Below are 17,867 nucleotides of genomic sequence, written 5' to 3'. Positions count from 1 at the left end.
CTCAGCCGGCGGTCGAGGGCTCGGTTGAAGCCGCAAGGGCGATCTTGACGCGCCTGTTGCGGCGTCCCTTCTTCTCGACGCTGGTTACAGTGAGGCCTGCAATCTCGCCGGTCGATTCCACATGAGTGCCGCCACACGGCTGCCGGTCGATGTCGCCGATGCTCACCAGTCGAAGCTGCCTGCCAGTCTGCGGCGGCGCAGCCTGAACTGTTCGTACCAGCGACGGCATGGCCGACATCTCGTCGCCACTCAGGTGCTGAATCTCGACCGGCAGATCGCTGCCGACCAGCGCATTGATGCGGTCCGTCAATAGCTGACGATCGAGCGGTGCCTCGATATCGAAATCGAGACGCGCATAATCGGGATAGATCGCGCATCCCGTCACCGGCGCATCGACGAGACTGCACAACAGGTGCAGAGCGGTGTGGAGACGCATCAGCCGGTATCGCCTCTCCCAATCGATCCGGGCCAGCACCTTGGCGCCGATCAGGCTCCGGTCAGGCGGCGTCGCCAGGACATGAGCAATCCGGAGACGGCCGGGGATATATTGCGTATCGGCGACGAGCAGCGGCTCGCCGCCGTCCAGGACCAATTCGCCGATATCACCCGGCTGGCCGCCACTCTCCGCATAGAAGATCGTCTTCTCGAGACACACGCCAGTATCGGACTGGTCGACGATCGTCGTCTCCAGTTCCCGAACATAGGCATCGGTTTCGAACAGCTTGATCGTGGGGACGATAGTCATGGCGCCTCGGTTGCGGACAAACAGTATGGGCGATCGGGTGAGCCCACGCGACAGCCGTGCTCTGGCGATGTCGCGCGCAGCGCGGCCACCGCCGGAGATTCAATCGCGCTCCGGATCTCATTGCGTTTGGATCGTTGGTATCAGAGGCGAATCAGGCCGGGACTAGTCCTGAACACACCTCGAACGTGGTGCATCGATTTTCATGAGGAACACGGCCGGGATGTTACCATGCGACCTCCTGCTCAGCGGCTCGCACCACGCGTCCCTCTTGGCCGAACTAACAACACGACCAGAGGTTGATTTGCATCATCTGCAGACGCATTGTGCGGGTCAATCAAAACATTGTCTGGCAAACAATGTGGATACCCGACATTACCGGCAGACATCCCGTGCGCTACGTCGCCATCGTCGAGGCTCTGGCCGAGGCGATCGCGACCGGCGCGTTGCGACCGGGAGACCGTCTCCCCACCCATCGTGAACTCGCCTGGAGCCTCGAGCTTAATGTCAGCACGGTGTCGCGGGCTTACGCCGAAGCGACCCGGAGACATCTGATTTCCGGCGAAGTCGGACGCGGCACCTACGTGCTGTCCGAAAGCCGCGAAGCTGTCCTGTTCGTGCTCAAGAAGCCGAACGACAACTCTGCTCCGCACCTCATCGATCTCTCCACCAACGTTCCGGCAATCGATCCGTCCACCACAGATCTGGATCTGGCTCTGGCGGACATCGCACGCGATGGAGGATTGGCTGCCGCGCTCGATCACCCGACACCCGCGCCCATTGCCCGCAGCCGCGCGACCGCAGCGAGTTGGGTCGCCGCGCGCGGTCTCGAATTGCGTCCCACCGACATCGTGCCGACGGCAGGCGCACAGCAGGCATTGCTCGCGGTGCTGCTCGCCATCTGCACGGCCGGCGAACCGGTGCTGGTCGAGGAGATGACCTTCCCTGGTATCAAGGCATTGGCCCGCCAGCTCGGTCTGCCGCTACATGGCGTCGCGATGGACGCGCAGGGAATCTTGCCGGAGGCGCTCGACCGCGCCGCGCGGGCGACATCGGCGCGCGTCGTGGTGCTGGTTCCTGCGTTGCAGAATCCGACGGGTGCGACGATGAGCGAAGCGCGGCGTGCCGAGCTGGCCGGGATCGCCGAGCGGCGCGATCTGCAGATTATCGAAGACGATATCTACGGCGCGCTGGCGGCAACGCCGCCTTTGGCGACGCTGCTGCCGAACCGCTGCACACTGGTCACGAGTTTCTCGAAGTCGGTGGCCGCCGGCCTGCGCTTCGGATTAGTTGCGGGGGCCGGACCGGTCGCGCGCGCCGTCGCGGCCGAACCGCAGACGACGCTCTGGCCGTTGGCGCCCTTGATGGCGGAGATTGCCTGCCGATGGATGGAAGACGGCACCGCCCTGCGCCGCGCCGAATGGCAGCGCGACGAGGTAGGTGTTCGCCACCGGCTCGCACGCCGCGTTCTGCCGAATTGTCGAACGAGCAGCTCGACGCCGTCGCCGCATGCGTGGCTCGCGGTGCCGCCGGAGATGGCAGATCCGGTGGCCGCTTGCCGAGCTGTCGGTGTCGAGGTCGTCTCGGCCGCGACCTTCGCGGTTACTCGCGAGGCGCCGGCGCGGATTCGGATCAGCCTGACTGCAGCACAGACGCGCGCTGAACTCGGCCGCGCATTGGACCGGCTCGCAGCGATCGGCGTGACATGGCCCGCGTGACACGGCCCGCATGACAAGGCCGCCGACTCTGAAACGTGATGCGGGCGGCGGGCGGACGGTTTCAGTTAGTCCGTCGAGCGGCGCAGTTCGGATGCGGCTTCGACCTTGGCGGTTTCGGCCTTGACGTTGTCCGCCTTGGGCGGATCGAGCCGGGCCGACTCGACGCGCGGTACCGGCACGCTGGCGGTCACTTCGGCGCGCTGCTGAACACCGGGGGCATGCAGCGAGCGTGGGCGGCTCTGCGTATGCGAGTGCGAAATCGCGCGGGCGAGCTGGATTCGGCCGGAGTGACGGAAGTCACAGTAGGCAAAGCCCATCCCCGACACCGAGCCACGGAAGCTGCGCTCGCTGGTCTTGTTGAGATTGAAGCAGGGCTCGAACGGGATGCCCTTGATCGATGCGCAGATTGACTCGCCGCGGACCTGCAGCGTGTTGCCCGGCAGGCGCATGAAGCGGTTGGGGCCGGAGCCGGAGAACTGGACTTGGCCGGCAGCGCCGCCGTCATCGAACACGCGGCCTGCGCCGCGTGTTCCATCGAAGCAGGTGAAGGCGAACACCTTGTTGGCGACAAATTTGCGCGCCTCGTCCGCATTCATCGAACCGGCCATCGCCGGAAGGACTACAGCACCTGAGATCACGGTGCCGAAGACGAAACGCGCAAACATGCCTGTACTCCTACTGGGAGCGGGTGGAACTCGTTTAACCCGATCCTTACCATACAAACTGAGGCAAGAATGGCGCAGCTTGGTTGGTAAAGTCTGAACGAAGTAACCGATCCCCTACGTAATTTTCACCACGATGCGGCCGCGGACCTGGCCAGCGAGCACCTTGGCGCCGGCCTCGATGACCTGGTCGAGGCTGATTTCCTGCGTGATTTCCGCGAGTTTTGCCGGATCGAGGTCGGTGGCGAGCCGCTCCCAGGCGCGTTTGCGGTCGGGCAGCGGGCACATCACCGAGTCGATGCCGTAAAGACACACTCCGCGCAAAATGAACGGGGCGACCGAGCTGGGCAGGTCCATGCCGGCGGCAAGGCCGCAGGCCGCGATGGCGCCGCGATACTTGGTCATCGCCAACAGATTGGCCAGCGTGGTCGAACCGACGCTGTCGATACCACCGGCCCATCGTTCTTTCGCCAGCGGCTTGGCCGGGCCGGACAATTCGTTGCGGTCGATGATCTCGGCAGCGCCGAGCTGACGCAAGTAAGCCTCTTCGGACGCACGGCCGGTCGACGCGATGACGTGATAGCCGAGCTTCGACAGCAGCGCGATCGCCACCGAACCGACGCCGCCAGCCGCGCCGGTGACGACCACCGGACCGTCCTTCGGGGTCAGGCCGTGCTTCTCCAGCGCCAGCACGCTCAGCATCGCGGTGTAGCCGGCGGTGCCGATCGCCATCGCGTCACGCGCGCTCAGGGATTGCGGCAAGCGCACCAGCCAGTCGCCTTTGACGCGGGCTTTCTCCGCATAGGCGCCGAGATGGGTTTCGCCCATGCCCCAGCCGTTGCACACCACCTTGTCGCCGGCCTTCCAGTCGGGATGGGTGGATTCCAGGACAGTGCCGGCGAAATCGATGCCGGCGATCATCGGGAAGCGGCGCACCACAGGCGCCTTGCCGGTGACGGCGAGACCGTCCTTGTAGTTCAGGGTCGACCATTCGACCGCCACGGTGACATCGCCATCCATCAGCTCGGCTTCGTCGAACTGGGTCAGCGCTGCCGTCGTGCCTTTCTCGGCCTTGTCGATCCTGATTGCCTTGAACGTCGCCATTCCACTCCCCTTGAATTGTGGTTGTCAGTGCCGACGTGAGTTAGAGAACCAGATGGCCGCCTGTAAAGGTCACGGTGCGCCGCAGCGATGCAATTGCGTGACCCTGCTGTGACGATTTAGCTCTTTCGGCCTCTGGCGGAACCCGACTGCGCGTGTTATATTAGATTTGCTCTTAATGAGGATAAGTCGTTTCCTCATGAGTTCCAGAAGCGGGGCCCGCTGGCGCGGGAAGCTCGAGGAAGCGGTTCAAAGCGCAGCGGATGGAAGGATGCCGGCCCTTCGTGGCCGGATTTCTCAAGCCCGGAATATGCTCAAATTGAGTATATATTGGGTCACGTACCAGGGGAGGCGTCGATGCCGCTTGCTGAACTCTATGGCCCCGAGAATTTTGGCCTGCCGCCGCACGCGCGCCAGGGGGCACTGATTCGCGCACCGCTGAGCGTCGCGGAGAAGGCGCGCGCGCTGCCGATGCCGTCGCTCGATTGGACACCGGACGTCGAAGCTGCGACCGCGCATCTGTATGCGAAGGTGCAGAACGTCATCCCGCCGGTCGAATGGCCGTTCATGGCGCCCTACATCAAGGCGATCAACGAGCTGAAGCGCGAGCGCGACGCCGTGATCCTGGCGCACAACTACCAGACGCCGGAAATCTTCCACTGCGTCGCCGACATCGTCGGCGACTCGCTGCAGCTCGCGATCGAAGCCACCAAGGTGAAGGCTTCGACCATCGTGCAGTGCGGCGTGCACTTCATGGCCGAGACCTCGAAGATCCTGAACCCGGAGAAGCGCGTGCTGATCCCGGATTCTCGCGCCGGCTGCTCGCTCGCCTCGTCGATCACCGGCGCGGACGTCCGTCTGCTGCGCGAAAAATTCCCCGGCGTGCCCGTCGTGGCTTACGTCAACACGTCCGCGGACGTGAAGGCCGAGGTCGACATCTGCTGCACTTCGTCCAACGCCGTGCGGGTGGTGGAAAGCCTCGGCGTCGACCGCGTGATCATGGTGCCGGATCAGTATCTGGCGAAGTACGTCGCCTCCCAGACCAAGGTGAAGATCATTGCCTGGAAGGGCGCCTGCGAAGTGCACGAGCGCTTCACCGGCGACGAGCTGCGCGTCTATCGCGAGGCCGATCCGAGCGTGAAGATCATCGCGCATCCGGAATGCCCGCCGGACGTGCTGGCCGAAGCCGACTTCACCGGCTCGACCGCGCACATGATCGACTGGGTCAGAACCAAGCACCCCAAGCGCGTGGTGATGATCACCGAGTGCTCGATGGCCGACAACGTCCAGGCCGAGCTGCGCGACGTCGAAATGGTGCGGCCGTGCAATCTGTGCCCGCACATGAAGCGGATCACGCTGGCGAAGATCCTCGACAGCCTGGTGTACCTGCGTGAGGAAGTGACGGTCGATCCCGCCATCATCGCGCCGGCTCGGCGCTCGGTTGAGCGGATGATCAACCTGAACAACTGAGCCTGTAGGCTCGCGACGAATGGCGGCGTCCGTGCCGCCATCGCTGTGCATCGAAGGCGTTCGCGGACAGTCGCGTGAGAGTTGGATCGCCGCATGAGCAGCACGCCCGAGTTCGCACATCTTGGCGTCCATGGTGACGTCGTCATCGTCGGCGGCGGTCTCGCCGGCCTGTTCTGTGCGCTGAAGCTGGCGCCGCGTCCGGTGACGGTGATCAGCGCCGCGCCACTCGGCGAAGGCGCCTCCACCGCCTGGGCGCAGGGCGGCATCGCCGCCGCGGTCGGCGAAGGCGACAGCGCCGAATCGCACGCGGCCGACACCATCGCGGTCGGCGCAGGTTTGGTCGACGAGGCGGTGGCGCATCGCCTCGCCGGCGAAGCGGCCGCACGCATCCACGATCTGCTCAGCTACGGGGTGCCGTTCGACCGCGACCTTGAAGGCCGTCTGGCGGTGGCGCGCGAAGCGGCGCATTCGGCGCGGCGCATTGTTCACGTCCGCGGCGACATGGCCGGACAGGCAATCATCAGCGCACTCACCGAGACGGTGCGCGCCACGCCGTCGATCAAAGTGATCGAAGGCTGGTTTGCGGACGGGCTGATGATGCACGACGATGCGGTCGCCGGATTGCGGCTGCGCAAGGTCGGCCAAGCCGCCGGCACGCCGATGCACATCCCGGCACGCGCCGTGGTGCTGGCCACCGGCGGCATCGGACATCTCTATGCCGTGACCACCAATCCGATCGAAGCCCGCGGCGTCGGGCTGGCAATCGCGGCGCGTGCCGGCGCGCGAGTTGCCGATCCGGAATTCGTACAATTCCATCCGACCGCCATCATGGTCGGCCGCGATCCCGCCCCGCTCGCCACCGAGGCGCTGCGCGGCGAAGGCGCGATCCTGATCAACGGCCAGGGCGAGCGCTTCATGCTGGCCGCGCATCCGCTCGCCGAACTGGCGCCGCGCGACATTGTCGCCCGCGGCGTGTTCGCAGAAGTGGCTTCCGGGCGGGGCGCTTATCTCGATGCCACCAAGGCGCTCGGCGCGCATTTCGCCGAACATTTCCCGACCGTGTACGAGAGCTGCATCTCGGCCGGCATCGATCCGGCCACACAGCCGATTCCGATCGCGCCGGCAGCCCACTACCACATGGGCGGCATCGCGGTGGACATGAACGGCCGCAGCTCGCTGCGTGGGCTGTGGGCCGCAGGCGAGGTCTCCTGCACCGGCGCACACGGCGCCAACCGGCTCGCCTCGAACTCGCTGCTGGAAGCGGTGGTGTATGCGGCGCGGATCGCCGAGGACATCGCCGGCACCGAGCTCTCCGCCACCAAATCGCGCCTCGAGACGCACGAACCGGCCACCACGCCGATCGATCCGGCGCAGGAGCTGCTGCTGCGGCAGACCATGGCCGGCAAGGTCGGGGTGATCCGCGACCGCGACGGGCTGGCCGAAGCGGTACGGACCTTCGCGGCGCTGGAGGCCGAAACGACCTCGACGACGCTCGCCAACATGGCGACCACCGCTCTATTGGTCGCCACTGCGGCGCTGGCGCGCACCGAAAGCCGCGGCGCGCACTATCGCGCCGATTATCCGGCCGAGAACCCGGCACAGGCGACGCGCACGACCACCTCGCTCGCCGAGGCGCGCGAACGTGCCGCGGCGCTCGGAGGCGGTGCCGCGCCCTCGCCTCGCCTCTCTGCGCAATCCGCGCTCGCCTGATCAGGACCACCTTTCATGTTGCCGTCTGCGCTGCTGCATCCCGATGCATTCCTGTCGCCATTGGCGATCACCGACGCGGTGCGCCGCGCGCTCGATGAGGATCTCGGCCGCGCCGGCGACGTGACCTCGATTGCGACGATTCCGGAAGCGACCCAGGCCCACGCGATTCTGGTCGCGCGCCAGGCCGGCGTGATCGCCGGGTTGCCGCTGGCGATCGAAACCTTCCGGCAACTCTCGGCCGAAGTCGCCATCACCGCGCATGCGCGCGACGGCGACACGGTGGCGGCAGGTATTCAGGTGCTGACGATCTCCGGCCCGGCTCGCGCCGTGCTGACCGGCGAGCGCACCGCGCTGAATTTCGTCGGCCGACTGTCGGGCATCGCGACGCTCACCGCCGATTACGTCCGCCACACCGCTGGTAGCAAGATGCGGATCTGCTGCACCCGCAAGACCACACCCGGATTGCGGGCGCTGGAGAAATACGCGGTGCGTTGCGGCGGCGGCTTCAACCACCGCTTCGGCCTCGACGACGCCATCCTGATCAAGGACAACCACATCGCGGTGGCCGGCGGCATCCGCCCCGTGCTGGAAGCGGCGCGGGCCAAGATCGGCCATCTGGTCAAGATCGAGATCGAGGTCGACACCCTCGATCAGCTCCGCGAGGTGCTGGATACCGGCCTCGCCGACGTCGTGCTGCTCGACAACATGAATCTCGACACCTTGAAGCAGGCGGTGGCGATGAGCGCCGGCCGCGTCGTGCTCGAAGCCTCCGGCGGGGTGACGCGCGAGTCGATCAGCAGCATCGCCGCCACCGGCGTCGACTACGCTTCTTCCGGTGCGCTGACGCACTCGGCACCGAACTTCGACGTGGCGCTGGACATCGACGCGTAGCAGCCTCAGCGCGACCAGCGTTCGGAATTTTCTGCCGCGCACGGCGGGAATTGCCGGCTGGTCGCGCTGCCTCGATCAAAAAGGCTCGCACTTTCAACGCTCCTCGGCGGCCCGGAACTTGCCTCGTATCTTTTGAGGCGTTGACCGGAAGACCGCGAGGACAGGTGATGATCACAACGGGAGTCAGCCAGAATTCGGCCTATGCGCGCCCCTCGGCAGTCACCGGCTCGACGCGTAGCACGACGGCATCCGACAACGCGGCGACGACGACATCCAGCAGCGATGCAGGCGGATTCAGGATCGACGTCTCGCAGGTCAAACGTTTGACCGGAGGAACACCGATCTCGGCGTTGGATGTTCCGGAGCTGCGCGACATGCTGGCAACGGCCTGGCTGACAATGCAGCGCGCAAACGAGCCCCCGGCGGGCCCGGCGGACAATGCACCCGAGAATACCTACGCCCAGATCAAGGTCGACGGAAAGGTGGTCGCAACCGTTTACAACAGCGGCGTCTCGGAAATGTCCAACCGTGCCGCGGGCGCAGTCGGCGACCTGCAGGACCCACCCGGATTGCTCGGTCCGAATCTCGCGCAGTGGCGGGCGGAGAACTACGCTAGGCGGCTCGGCGGCACGGTCGAGAAAGCCTCCACGGCGATTACGCAGGCGCAATGGAAGCCGCGCGAGAGTACGTCCTCGACCTACAGCCGGGAGCAACTCGACGCCGCGTTCGCCGCGATGGTTGAGGCGGGCCAGCGCACCTCGGCGCAGGGCGCGGCATCCTATCACTCATCGCCGTCGTCGTCGGAACGCCAGACCGACCTCAGCGCCTGACCACAAGCCGCGCCGATCAAGTGACAACAGCCGCCGGCCGGACCGTCCGGCCTGGCGGACGCCGGTACCGCGCCGATCAATTGCCCTTGGCTTGAATCTCGGCCGAACTCTTGGCGGCTTCGGCGAGCCGGGCGGAGATCGAGGCGGTTTCGGCCGCGCTGCCCCAGCTCGGGGCATCGCTGCCGTCGCCCCAGGCGCGCGGACGATAGAAGGTGTGTACGCCGAATTTGTACATCTTCTTCATCTCGTGGACCCACGACGGCCGCACCCAGTACGCGTGGTAATGGGTCGACTTGCCGACCTCGGGCAGCCACAGCTTACCGTCGAGCATCGCGCGGGCGATCTTGCGGGCGCGATCCCACATCTCCGGTTCGCGGACCACGTCGGCGACGTTGTCGCAGGCGAAGGTGAACTGGCAGGCGTAGCGGCGGTTCTTGTTCTGGTACACGACGCCGCAGACGTTGGTGGGGTAGAATCCGGAGAACGCGCGGTTCAGCACCACCTGCGCCACCGCGATCTGGCCGCGCACCTTTTCCCCGCGGGATTCGAAATACACCGCTTCCGCCAAACACTTTTCATGCTTGGCCCACAGCTTCGAACCGGCGACGAGGCCGAGGCGTTCGGCCGGCGTTTTGACGTGGTGGTCGGTGTTGACCTGCCCCTTGCCGGCCACCGTCTCGCCGGCCGCGTTCGGATCGCCGAGGGCGGCCTGCGGCGACTTCATGTCCGGATCGGCGGCATTCGGCGACACGATGATCGGCTCTTGGCCGGGCTGCCACTGTTCCAGCGTCTCCTCCATGCCACCGAGCGAGCCGGTGCCGAAGAACAGGCTGGCAGTCTTGAGCGCGAACGGATCGCGCGGTGTCGCGGTGGCGGCAGGCGCAGCCCCTTGGTGCTGCGCATCCAGCGGTAGCGATCCGTCGTATTGCGGCAATGGTTCCGACTGCAGCGCTTCGGCGAGCTCGGGATCGAGCGCAGGTGCTGCGTCGGCGGCGGAGACAGCGATGTTCGGTTCAGTATCGGAGGGCTGCTCGCTGGTCTTGGTGCCGGTCACGTTCGGCGCCTGCGATCCTGCATCGTCCGTCTCCGGCGCGACTTCCAGATGCGGCGTCTGTTCCGGTTTGGCGAGCGCCAGACGGTCCCCCTTCAGGGTGCGGTCGACCTTCGGATAGTCAGAGGCCTGATAGCGCGAGGGCGGCTCCAGCAGCGGGTTGCGGGTCGTGGCCAGGCCGCCGCTGCGGCCCTCGATGCTGACGAGACGCGACGCGCCGAGCTGCGGCGCCCAAGTGCCGATCGGCCGGCCGAACGAGAACGTCGCGACCTGCACGGAACCGAGCGACGAAGCGAACATCCGCTTCTGCCAGCGTTCGGTGACGCCGGTCTGCCGAACCAGCAGCGACGCGATATCCTGGTGGCCGATTTCATTGGGCAGCGCCGCGAAGACACAGACCCCGAGGCCGAAGGACGCAATCCGTGCGCCCTTCGACCGGTTACGCATGACTGACATCGATACGCTCACGCAACGCTTACTCGCGATCAAGTCCGACGGTTTCGGACAAGTTGATCGTTTGCGTTGTTATCCGATTAAAGTTGCCCGTGCGTTAATGACCGATGCACGCGTGCAACACGCAACGGCAAGCTGTTAGTTGGCGGAACTACGCGACCGCATGGTGAATCGCGGCTTCACGACGGTGGTAAAGATAGAGCTACAAAACGTCGTTAACGAAACGTTGCGCACGGACCGGCGAATGGATCGCATGACGGCCCGAAAGAAAAATGGCCGGGACGATGCCCGGCCACTTCAAGTCCGTTCAATTGGCGAAGCGCCGCTTACGCCTGGCTGGCGACCGCTTTGCCGAGCGCGGCCTGCGCGGCGGCAAGGCGCGCGATCGGCACGCGGTACGGCGAGCACGACACGTAGTTGAGGCCGATCTCGTGGCAGAACGCCACCGACGCCGGATCGCCGCCGTGTTCGCCGCAGATGCCGACCTTGAGGTTGGCGCGAGTCTTACGGCCGCGCTCGACGCCGATCCGAACCAGTTCGCCGACGCCGTCGCGGTCGACCGAGACGAACGGATCGACCGTGAAGATGCCCTTCTCGATGTAGGTGCCGAGGAAGCTGGCGGCGTCGTCGCGGCTGATGCCGAAGGTGGTCTGGGTCAGATCGTTGGTGCCGAACGAGAAGAACTCGGCGCTCTCGGCGACATCGCCGGCCATCAGGCAGGCGCGCGGCAGTTCGATCATGGTGCCGACCTGGTACTTCAGGTCGCTGCCGGTATCGCGGTTCACCGCATGCGCGGTGGCGTCGATCCGGGCCTTGACCAGCTCGAACTCGGTGCGGGTCGCAATCAGCGGCACCATCACCTCAAGGCCGACCTGCTCGCCGGTGCGCTTCTCGGCCTCGACGGCGGCCTCGAAGATCGCGCGGGCCTGCATCTCGGCGATCTCCGGATAGGCGATCGCCAGACGGCAGCCGCGGAAGCCGAGCATCGGGTTGAACTCGGCGAGCTCGCGGGCGCGATCGGCGAGCCGGCGCGGATCGGCGTTCATCGCCCGCGCCACTTCCTCGATCTCGGCGTGGCTGTGCGGCAGGAACTCGTGGAGCGGCGGATCGAGCAGGCGCACCGTCACCGGCAGGCCCTTCATGATCTCGAACAGCTCGACGAAATCGGCGCGCTGCATCGGCAAAAGCTTGGCGAGCGCGGCGCGGCGCGACTGCTCGTCTTCGGCGAGGATCATCTCGCGCACGGTGCGGATGCGGGTCTCTTCGAAGAACATGTGCTCGGTGCGGCACAGGCCGATGCCCTCTGCGCCGAACTTGATCGACGTGCGGGCGTCGGCCGGGGTGTCGGCGTTGACGCGCACTTTCAGCTTACGGACTTCGTCGGCCCAGCTCATCAGCGTGTTGAAGTCGCCCGACAGCTCCGGCTCGATCATCGGCATCTTGCCGGCCAGCACCTGACCGTTGCCGCCGTCGATGGTGATGATATCGCCGGCCTTGAAGGTGCGCGAACCGATCATCATCGTGCCGCGGCCGTAATCGACGCGGATCGTGCCGCAACCGGAGACGCAGGGCTTGCCCATACCGCGCGCCACCACGGCGGCGTGCGAGGTCATGCCGCCGCGGGTGGTGAGGATGCCTTCCGAAGCGTGCATGCCGTGGATGTCTTCAGGGCTGGTCTCGATCCGGACCAGAATCACCTTGCGGCCGTCGGCGTGCAGCTTGGCGGCTTCGTCCGACGAGAACACGATCTCGCCCGAGGCGGCGCCGGGCGAGGCCGGCAGGCCGGTGGCGATGACGTCGCGCTTGGCGTTGGGGTCGATGGTCGGATGCAGGAGCTGATCGAGCGAACCCGGCTCGATCCGAGTGACGGCGTCCTTGCGATTGATCAGGCCTTCATTGGCGAGCTCGACCGCGATTCGCAGCGCCGCCTTGGCGGTGCGCTTGCCGCCGCGGGTCTGCAGCATCCAGAGCTTGCCCTGCTCGATCGTGAACTCCATGTCCTGCATGTCGCGGTAGTGCTTCTCAAGCAGGGTGTAGATCCGCGTCAGCTCCTTGAAGGCCTCCGGCATCGCCATTTCCATCGACGGCTTGTCGGAGCCGGACTCGATGCGGGCATGCTCGGTGATGTCCTGCGGGGTGCGGATGCCGGCGACGACGTCCTCGCCTTGCGCATTGATCAGGAACTCGCCGTACAGCCGGCTTTCGCCGGTCGACGGGTTGCGGGTGAAGGCGACGCCGGTCGCCGACGTTTCACCCATATTGCCGAACACCATCGCCTGAACGTTGACGGCGGTGCCCCACGACTCGGGAATGTCGTGCAGGCGGCGGTAGGTCATCGCGCGGGCGTTCATCCACGACGAGAACACCGCGCCGATTGCGCCCCAGAGCTGGGCGTGCGGGTCCTGCGGGAAGTCCTCGCCGGTCTCGCGCGCCACCGCGTCCTTGTACTGGCCGACCAGGTCGACCCAGTCGTCGGCATCGAGATCGGTGTCGAGGGTGAAGCCCTTGGCGTCCTTATAGGCGTCGAGGATTTCCTCGAAGTGATGATGCTCGAAACCGAGCACCACGTCGGAATACATCGTGATGAAGCGGCGATAGCTGTCGTAGGCGAAGCGCCGATCGCCGGACTTCTCCGCCAGCGCCTCGACGGTTTCGTCGTTGAGGCCGAGGTTGAGCACGGTGTCCATCATGCCCGGCATCGAGGCGCGGGCGCCGGAGCGGACAGACACCAGCAGCGGGTTCTTGGCGTCGCCGAACTTCTTATTGGTGAGCTTGCCGACGTGCTCGAGCGCGCGCTCGACCTGCGACTGCAGCTCCTTCGGATAGGTTTTGCCGTTGGCGTAGAAGTAGGTGCAGACCGACGTCGGGATGGTGAAGCCCGGAGGCACCGGCAGGCCGAGATTGGCCATCTCGGCGAGGTTGGCGCCCTTGCCGCCGAGCAGGTCGCGCATGTTGGCGCGGCCTTCGGCCTTGCCGTCACCGAACGTGTAGACCCACTTTCCGGCCTTCGGCGCGGCGACTGCTTTCGCCGCGGCCTTTTTGGCGGGCTTGGCAACGGCCTTCGCGGCCGGCTTGGTCGCGGGCTTGGCGGCGGCCTTGGTCACCGTGGCTTTGGTTGCGGTCTTCGTCGCGGTCTTGGCGGCCGGCTTGGTCACGGCTTTCGACTTCGCGGGGGCCTTTGCGGCGGGTTTGGCCGCCGGCTTGCTAACCGCCTTCTTGGCCGGCTTCGGCGGGCTCTTCGCCACTGCCTTGCGTGCACTCGACGCGGCAGCGCCCTTTCCACGCGCAGTCCCGGAAGACTTGGATTTCGGGGCGGTCTTCTTCTTCGAAGCGGCTTTAGCCATGGCTCTCAACGGTCCGCGAAAGAGGAACAGAAAACGGGCGCTTTAGACCACGTTTTGGCAGTCGCAAGCAAGGCGGCGGAACCCGAGACGACTAAAGATGCAAGAAACGCAACGCTCCGAGCCCGATCAATCCAACACAGATCAGATAGATCGCGACGATGAAGTTCAGCAGCCGCGGCATCACCAGAATCAGGATACCGGCGATCAGCGCAACAATGGCTGGAATGTGGGCAGTGGTGATTGTCATGGCAGACGGTCTCCGGCGGAGGGAAGCGATCACGATCGAATCGCATGCGAATTGGTAGCGGACGCCAGCGAGGAACGATACCGGCGGCTGTTGACGCCGACGCACGGTCCCCGGTTCCCTGCACCGCAAAAATCACCGCGGATGCGACATCGCTGCAAGGAACATCGCCGGGAGCCCCGCATTGCCTTCACAACACATACGCTGCGCTCGCTGTCCCGAACGCTGCAATCCGATCGTTCAGGTGGATGCACAAGTCGCTTGAACGTGGGTCCGGACGCAACCGATGCGGCTGGATCGGAGAGCCCCGTCCCGTTCCCCCGCCGGGCGGGGCTCTTCCATGTCCGGCGCGGCAGATCGAGATCGCTTCTCCCACCTCCCGCTGGCTGCTAGAGTTCCGTGCCGGCACGGTTCGCGTGCCGGCGTCGCGGCCCTCCCCCGCGCCATACTCGTTCCGCGTAGGGACGGCCCCTTGCCGATGCCGATGATCGCAACGCCCTCCGTGCACAGTCTGGCGCTGTTGCTGCTGCTGAGTTTCTTTCTCGGCTTCGCGTTCGAGGAGTTCTTCGAGCAGCGCAAATCCGCGCGCCCGGGTGGCGTGCGAACCTTCCCGCTGCTGTCGCTCGGCGGCGGCGTGCTGTACTGGCTCGATCCCACCCATCTGGTCGGCTTCACCGGCGGATTGCTGGTGCTCGGGGTCTGGCTGTCGATCTTCTACACGGTGCATTTGCGCGAACGTGACGATCAGGGCGAACGCAACGCCGGGCTGGTGGTGCTGCTGCTCAACGTCCACGCCTATCTGCTCGGTGCCATCGCGCTGGCGCTGCCGCATTGGGTCGCGGTGGGCGTGACGGTGACGGCCGTGATGCTGCTGACAGGGCGCGACTGGCTGCACCGGCTGGTGCACAAGGTCGACACCCGCGAGATCACCACCGCGGCACAGTTCCTGATCCTCAGCGGAGTGGTGCTACCGCTGCTGCCGGCGGAGCCGGTGACGACACTCACCAGCATCACGCCGCGCCAGGTGTGGCTGGCGCTGACGCTGGTGTCGGCGCTGTCCTATGCGAGCTACCTGGCGCAGCGCTATTGGCAACGCGCCGCGCAAGGGCTGTGGATGGCCGGCCTCGGCGGGCTGTATTCCTCGACCGCTACCACCGTGGTGCTGGCGCGGCAGGCTGCCATTAGCGAAACGTTCCGGCGTCAGGCGACGGCCGGGATTACGCTCGCGACCGGCATCATGTATCTGCGCATCCTGGTGGTGATCGCGGTGTTCAACATGACACTGGCGCGCGCCCTTGCGGCACCGATGCTCGGGCTCGCCGCGGTCGCCCTGACGATTGCAGCGCTGCAATATCTGATCATCAAGGCGCCGGGCGGCGAAGCCACCCAGCCGTCGGAGCGCGGCAACCCGCTGGAACTCGGCGCAGCCGCGGTGTTCGCGGTGCTGTTCGTGGCGATCTCGCTGGCCTCGACCTGGGTGAAAACCGAATTCGGCACGCAGGGCATTTACTGGCTGGCCGCGATCGTCGGCTTCTCCGACATCGACCCCTTCGTACTCAACTTGGCGCAGGGCGGCACCGCCGGCATCGGCGAACATGCGGTGGCAATCGCGGTGCTGATCGCGGCCTCCTCCAACAACGTCCTGAAGGCCGCCTATGCGGTCGCGTTCGGAGGCCGGCGGACCTGGCCGAGTGCAGTGGTGCTGGTGGGACTGGCGATCGGCGGTGTCGCGCTGGCGGCGTGGCTCGCGCGGATCGCAGCGTGAGCGGCGGCGAGCCTACCCGCGCTTCAGCATCGACAGCAGCGAGTTGGTGGCTTTGTAGCTCTGCACCGCGTTGTCGCGGAATGCCGGCGTCCAGTTGGTCGCGGTCCGCTCCTCGGCGCTCATGCCCGCATAGGTGTTGAGCAGGCCGAGGCTGAAATCCGCCGGATTGCCGGAGGTCTGGCTCTGCTTCAGCGCCGCCAGAATGCTGGCGCGATTGCGGCCGTCGAGCTCGCGCTTGGCGGCGAACACCTCTTCCTTGGAGAACAGGTCGTCCTTGTTGAGCGAGATCGCCGACAGCGCGCGGTTGTCGAGCGCCGAGAGATCCGCCTGCTGGCCGGTCTTGCGCGCCGGATCGTACACCAGCAGCTTGCCAGCGGCGGTGGCCTGCTTGGCCTGATCGTCGAGCGCGGCCCGGGCCTGCTTGGCGACGCTGCCGAAATCCTTGGCCGTGGTGGTGCTGCCGGACGGATAGCGCGCCAGATAGGCGGCGACCGGATCGTTGCTGATGCCGGAGGGAATCTTCGACGGATCGCTCTGCGTCGCCGCCAGCCCCTTGGTGATCGCGGCGCGCTCGGTCTGCCAGGTCGCGGTCGCCTTCTCTTCGCTGGAGGCGCTGTCGAGATAGCTCGCCGCCGCCTTGTAGACGGTGCTGAAGTCGCCGATCAGATTGGCGGTCTGCGTCGCCGGCGACAGCGCGTCGTTGAACTGCGCGATACGCGTGGCCGCTGCCAGCGTCTGCTCGGCGTCGGTGAACCCGCCGCCGGCATTGGAGGCGATCGCGAACAGCGCCCGGCGGTCCAGCCCCGACAGATCGATGGTCGGCTTGCCGCTGGCATCGTAAGGCGCCGCGACGCCCGACGCCTTGTACAGCTTGTCGATCGCGGCGCGGCTATCGCTGATCACCGCGGAGAAGTCCTTGGACGAGCCGCCGGCGAGCTGCGCCCGCGCCGCCGCCGACAGCGTCAATTGCGTCGCCGCATTGTTGCTGGCGTTTGGCAGCACGTCGTCGCCGCTGCCGTTCAGGATCGTGGCCAGCGAGGTCTGCACGCCGGCGGTCCGCGCATAGGCGGCGCCGTACTGCGCGTAATTGTTCAGCCCGTTGGTGATGCTGGTCATGGCGTAGCGCCCCGCTGCCGAGGAGGACGGTTAAGGAACCGTTACCGACCGCCAACCTGTCAGGACATGGTTAACGACCGGTTAATTGTTTCGTAATGTTGCTGATCGGTGCAGGTTTTGAGGGGTACGGGGGTCTTCCTCGAGGACACGCCCTCCCCCTTCCGTCATTCCGGGGCACGAGCGAAGCTGGTGAGCCCGGAATCCATACTCGCTGAACTCACCGGGAGGCACAGCCGTCGACACGCCCTGCTCCACCACCAACATCGGTGGTTATGGATTCCGGGCTCGCCGCTACGCGGCGCCCCGGAATGACTCGTGGTGAGGGCGGAGCAGACGCCGGACACCTTCGCCACAAGCACCGTCATTCCGGGATGCGTGCGACAGCACGCAGACCCGGAATCTCGAAGTTATTGCAGAGGGTGACGCAGCGAGGCGCGTGGCGCGTGGCGTGTGCCGAGCACGACCACATCGAGATTCCGGGTTCGCTCGCTGACGCGAGCGCCCCGGAATGACTCGTGGCGGCCACGGCAAGGAGGCAGCCCCACACCCGGCGTCATGCGCGGGCTCGACCCGCGCATCCATCACGCGCGTAGCGCGTCTGCGAAGACTCTTCACAAAGAAGGATGGATTGCCGGGTCGAGCCCTACGACATTCACACATCTGCTTTGTCTGTTGCGGGCGGCAGCTTTCTCTGACTCGATATCGGTCGCGGACGAGGAGGAGCAGATGGATGTTGGTTTGGGACGGTTCGGTGACCGGCGCCTGGAAAA

13 protein-coding genes are annotated in these 17,867 nt (G+C 65.9%); 6 read left to right on the top strand and 7 right to left on the bottom strand.

Features of this window, described 5'->3' with window-relative positions; genetic code table 11:
* Position 1: 1 nt before the first annotated feature.
* Positions 2-745, bottom strand: a complete 744-nt coding sequence (locus DY468_RS11745) for an alanyl-tRNA editing protein (protein WP_164604992.1) — start codon at positions 743-745, stop codon at positions 2-4.
* Between the two features lie 389 nt (positions 746-1,134).
* Here DY468_RS11745 and DY468_RS11740 point away from each other — a divergent pair, with 389 nt between their 5' ends.
* Complete coding sequence (locus DY468_RS11740; RefSeq protein WP_349644270.1) at positions 1,135-2,460, top strand: aminotransferase-like domain-containing protein; 1,326 nt, start codon at positions 1,135-1,137, stop codon at positions 2,458-2,460.
* A 65-nt stretch (positions 2,461-2,525) separates the two neighbouring features.
* On the opposite strand, the gene DY468_RS11735 is transcribed toward DY468_RS11740, so the two are convergent.
* Positions 2,526-3,125 (bottom strand): hypothetical protein, encoded by a 600-nt coding sequence (locus DY468_RS11735; protein WP_164604991.1) that lies wholly within the window; start codon positions 3,123-3,125, stop codon positions 2,526-2,528.
* 114 nt (positions 3,126-3,239) lie between these two features.
* The gene (gene acuI, locus DY468_RS11730; protein ID WP_164604990.1) at positions 3,240-4,226 is read right to left on the bottom strand and encodes an acrylyl-CoA reductase (NADPH); all 987 of its coding nucleotides are present in this window, start codon (positions 4,224-4,226) and stop codon (positions 3,240-3,242) included.
* 354 nt (positions 4,227-4,580) lie between these two features.
* On the opposite strand from acuI, the gene nadA reads away from it, so the two are divergent.
* The 4 genes from nadA (at position 4,581) to DY468_RS11710 (ending at position 9,124) form a co-directional block, all read left to right on the top strand.
* The gene (gene nadA, locus DY468_RS11725; RefSeq protein ID WP_164604989.1) at positions 4,581-5,693 is read left to right on the top strand and encodes a quinolinate synthase NadA; all 1,113 of its coding nucleotides are present in this window, start codon (positions 4,581-4,583) and stop codon (positions 5,691-5,693) included.
* A gap of 93 nt (positions 5,694-5,786) precedes the next feature.
* Positions 5,787-7,403, top strand: coding sequence for an L-aspartate oxidase (locus DY468_RS11720; RefSeq protein WP_164604988.1), 1,617 nt, complete (start codon positions 5,787-5,789; stop codon positions 7,401-7,403).
* A gap of 15 nt (positions 7,404-7,418) precedes the next feature.
* Positions 7,419-8,294, top strand: a complete 876-nt coding sequence (nadC, locus tag DY468_RS11715; protein WP_164604987.1) for a carboxylating nicotinate-nucleotide diphosphorylase — start codon at positions 7,419-7,421, stop codon at positions 8,292-8,294.
* Between the two features lie 167 nt (positions 8,295-8,461).
* On the top strand, positions 8,462-9,124 hold the full coding sequence (locus tag DY468_RS11710; RefSeq protein ID WP_164604986.1) for a hypothetical protein: 663 nt from the start codon (positions 8,462-8,464) through the stop codon (positions 9,122-9,124).
* 76 nt (positions 9,125-9,200) lie between these two features.
* Here the strand turns inward: DY468_RS11710 and DY468_RS11705 are convergent, their stop codons facing one another.
* The 3 genes from DY468_RS11705 to DY468_RS11695 all read right to left on the bottom strand — a co-directional run bounded on the left by DY468_RS11705 (position 9,201) and on the right by DY468_RS11695 (position 14,219).
* Complete coding sequence (locus DY468_RS11705) at positions 9,201-10,631, bottom strand: cell wall hydrolase (RefSeq protein ID WP_164604985.1); 1,431 nt, start codon at positions 10,629-10,631, stop codon at positions 9,201-9,203.
* Between the two features lie 323 nt (positions 10,632-10,954).
* On the bottom strand, positions 10,955-13,972 hold the full coding sequence (gene ppdK / locus DY468_RS11700; RefSeq protein WP_164604984.1) for a pyruvate, phosphate dikinase: 3,018 nt from the start codon (positions 13,970-13,972) through the stop codon (positions 10,955-10,957).
* A gap of 91 nt (positions 13,973-14,063) precedes the next feature.
* The gene (locus DY468_RS11695; protein ID WP_013500996.1) at positions 14,064-14,219 is read right to left on the bottom strand and encodes a DUF3096 domain-containing protein; all 156 of its coding nucleotides are present in this window, start codon (positions 14,217-14,219) and stop codon (positions 14,064-14,066) included.
* Positions 14,220-14,694: 475 nt separating this feature from the next.
* Here DY468_RS11695 and DY468_RS11690 point away from each other — a divergent pair, with 475 nt between their 5' ends.
* Entirely contained in the window at positions 14,695-15,981 is a 1,287-nt protein-coding gene (locus tag DY468_RS11690; RefSeq protein ID WP_246700954.1) for an MgtC/SapB family protein, read from the top strand.
* 12 nt (positions 15,982-15,993) lie between these two features.
* On the opposite strand, the gene DY468_RS11685 is transcribed toward DY468_RS11690, so the two are convergent.
* Positions 15,994-17,097 (bottom strand): hypothetical protein, encoded by a 1,104-nt coding sequence (locus tag DY468_RS11685; protein ID WP_164604983.1) that lies wholly within the window; start codon positions 17,095-17,097, stop codon positions 15,994-15,996.
* Between the last annotated feature and the right edge of the window lie 770 nt (positions 17,098-17,867).

Source organism: Rhodopseudomonas sp. BR0M22, from assembly GCF_010907035.1.
Lineage (GTDB): Bacteria > Pseudomonadota > Alphaproteobacteria > Rhizobiales > Xanthobacteraceae > Rhodopseudomonas.
Note: the sequence above shows the minus strand (reverse complement) of the source record. Positions and strands in the feature narration are given on the sequence as shown.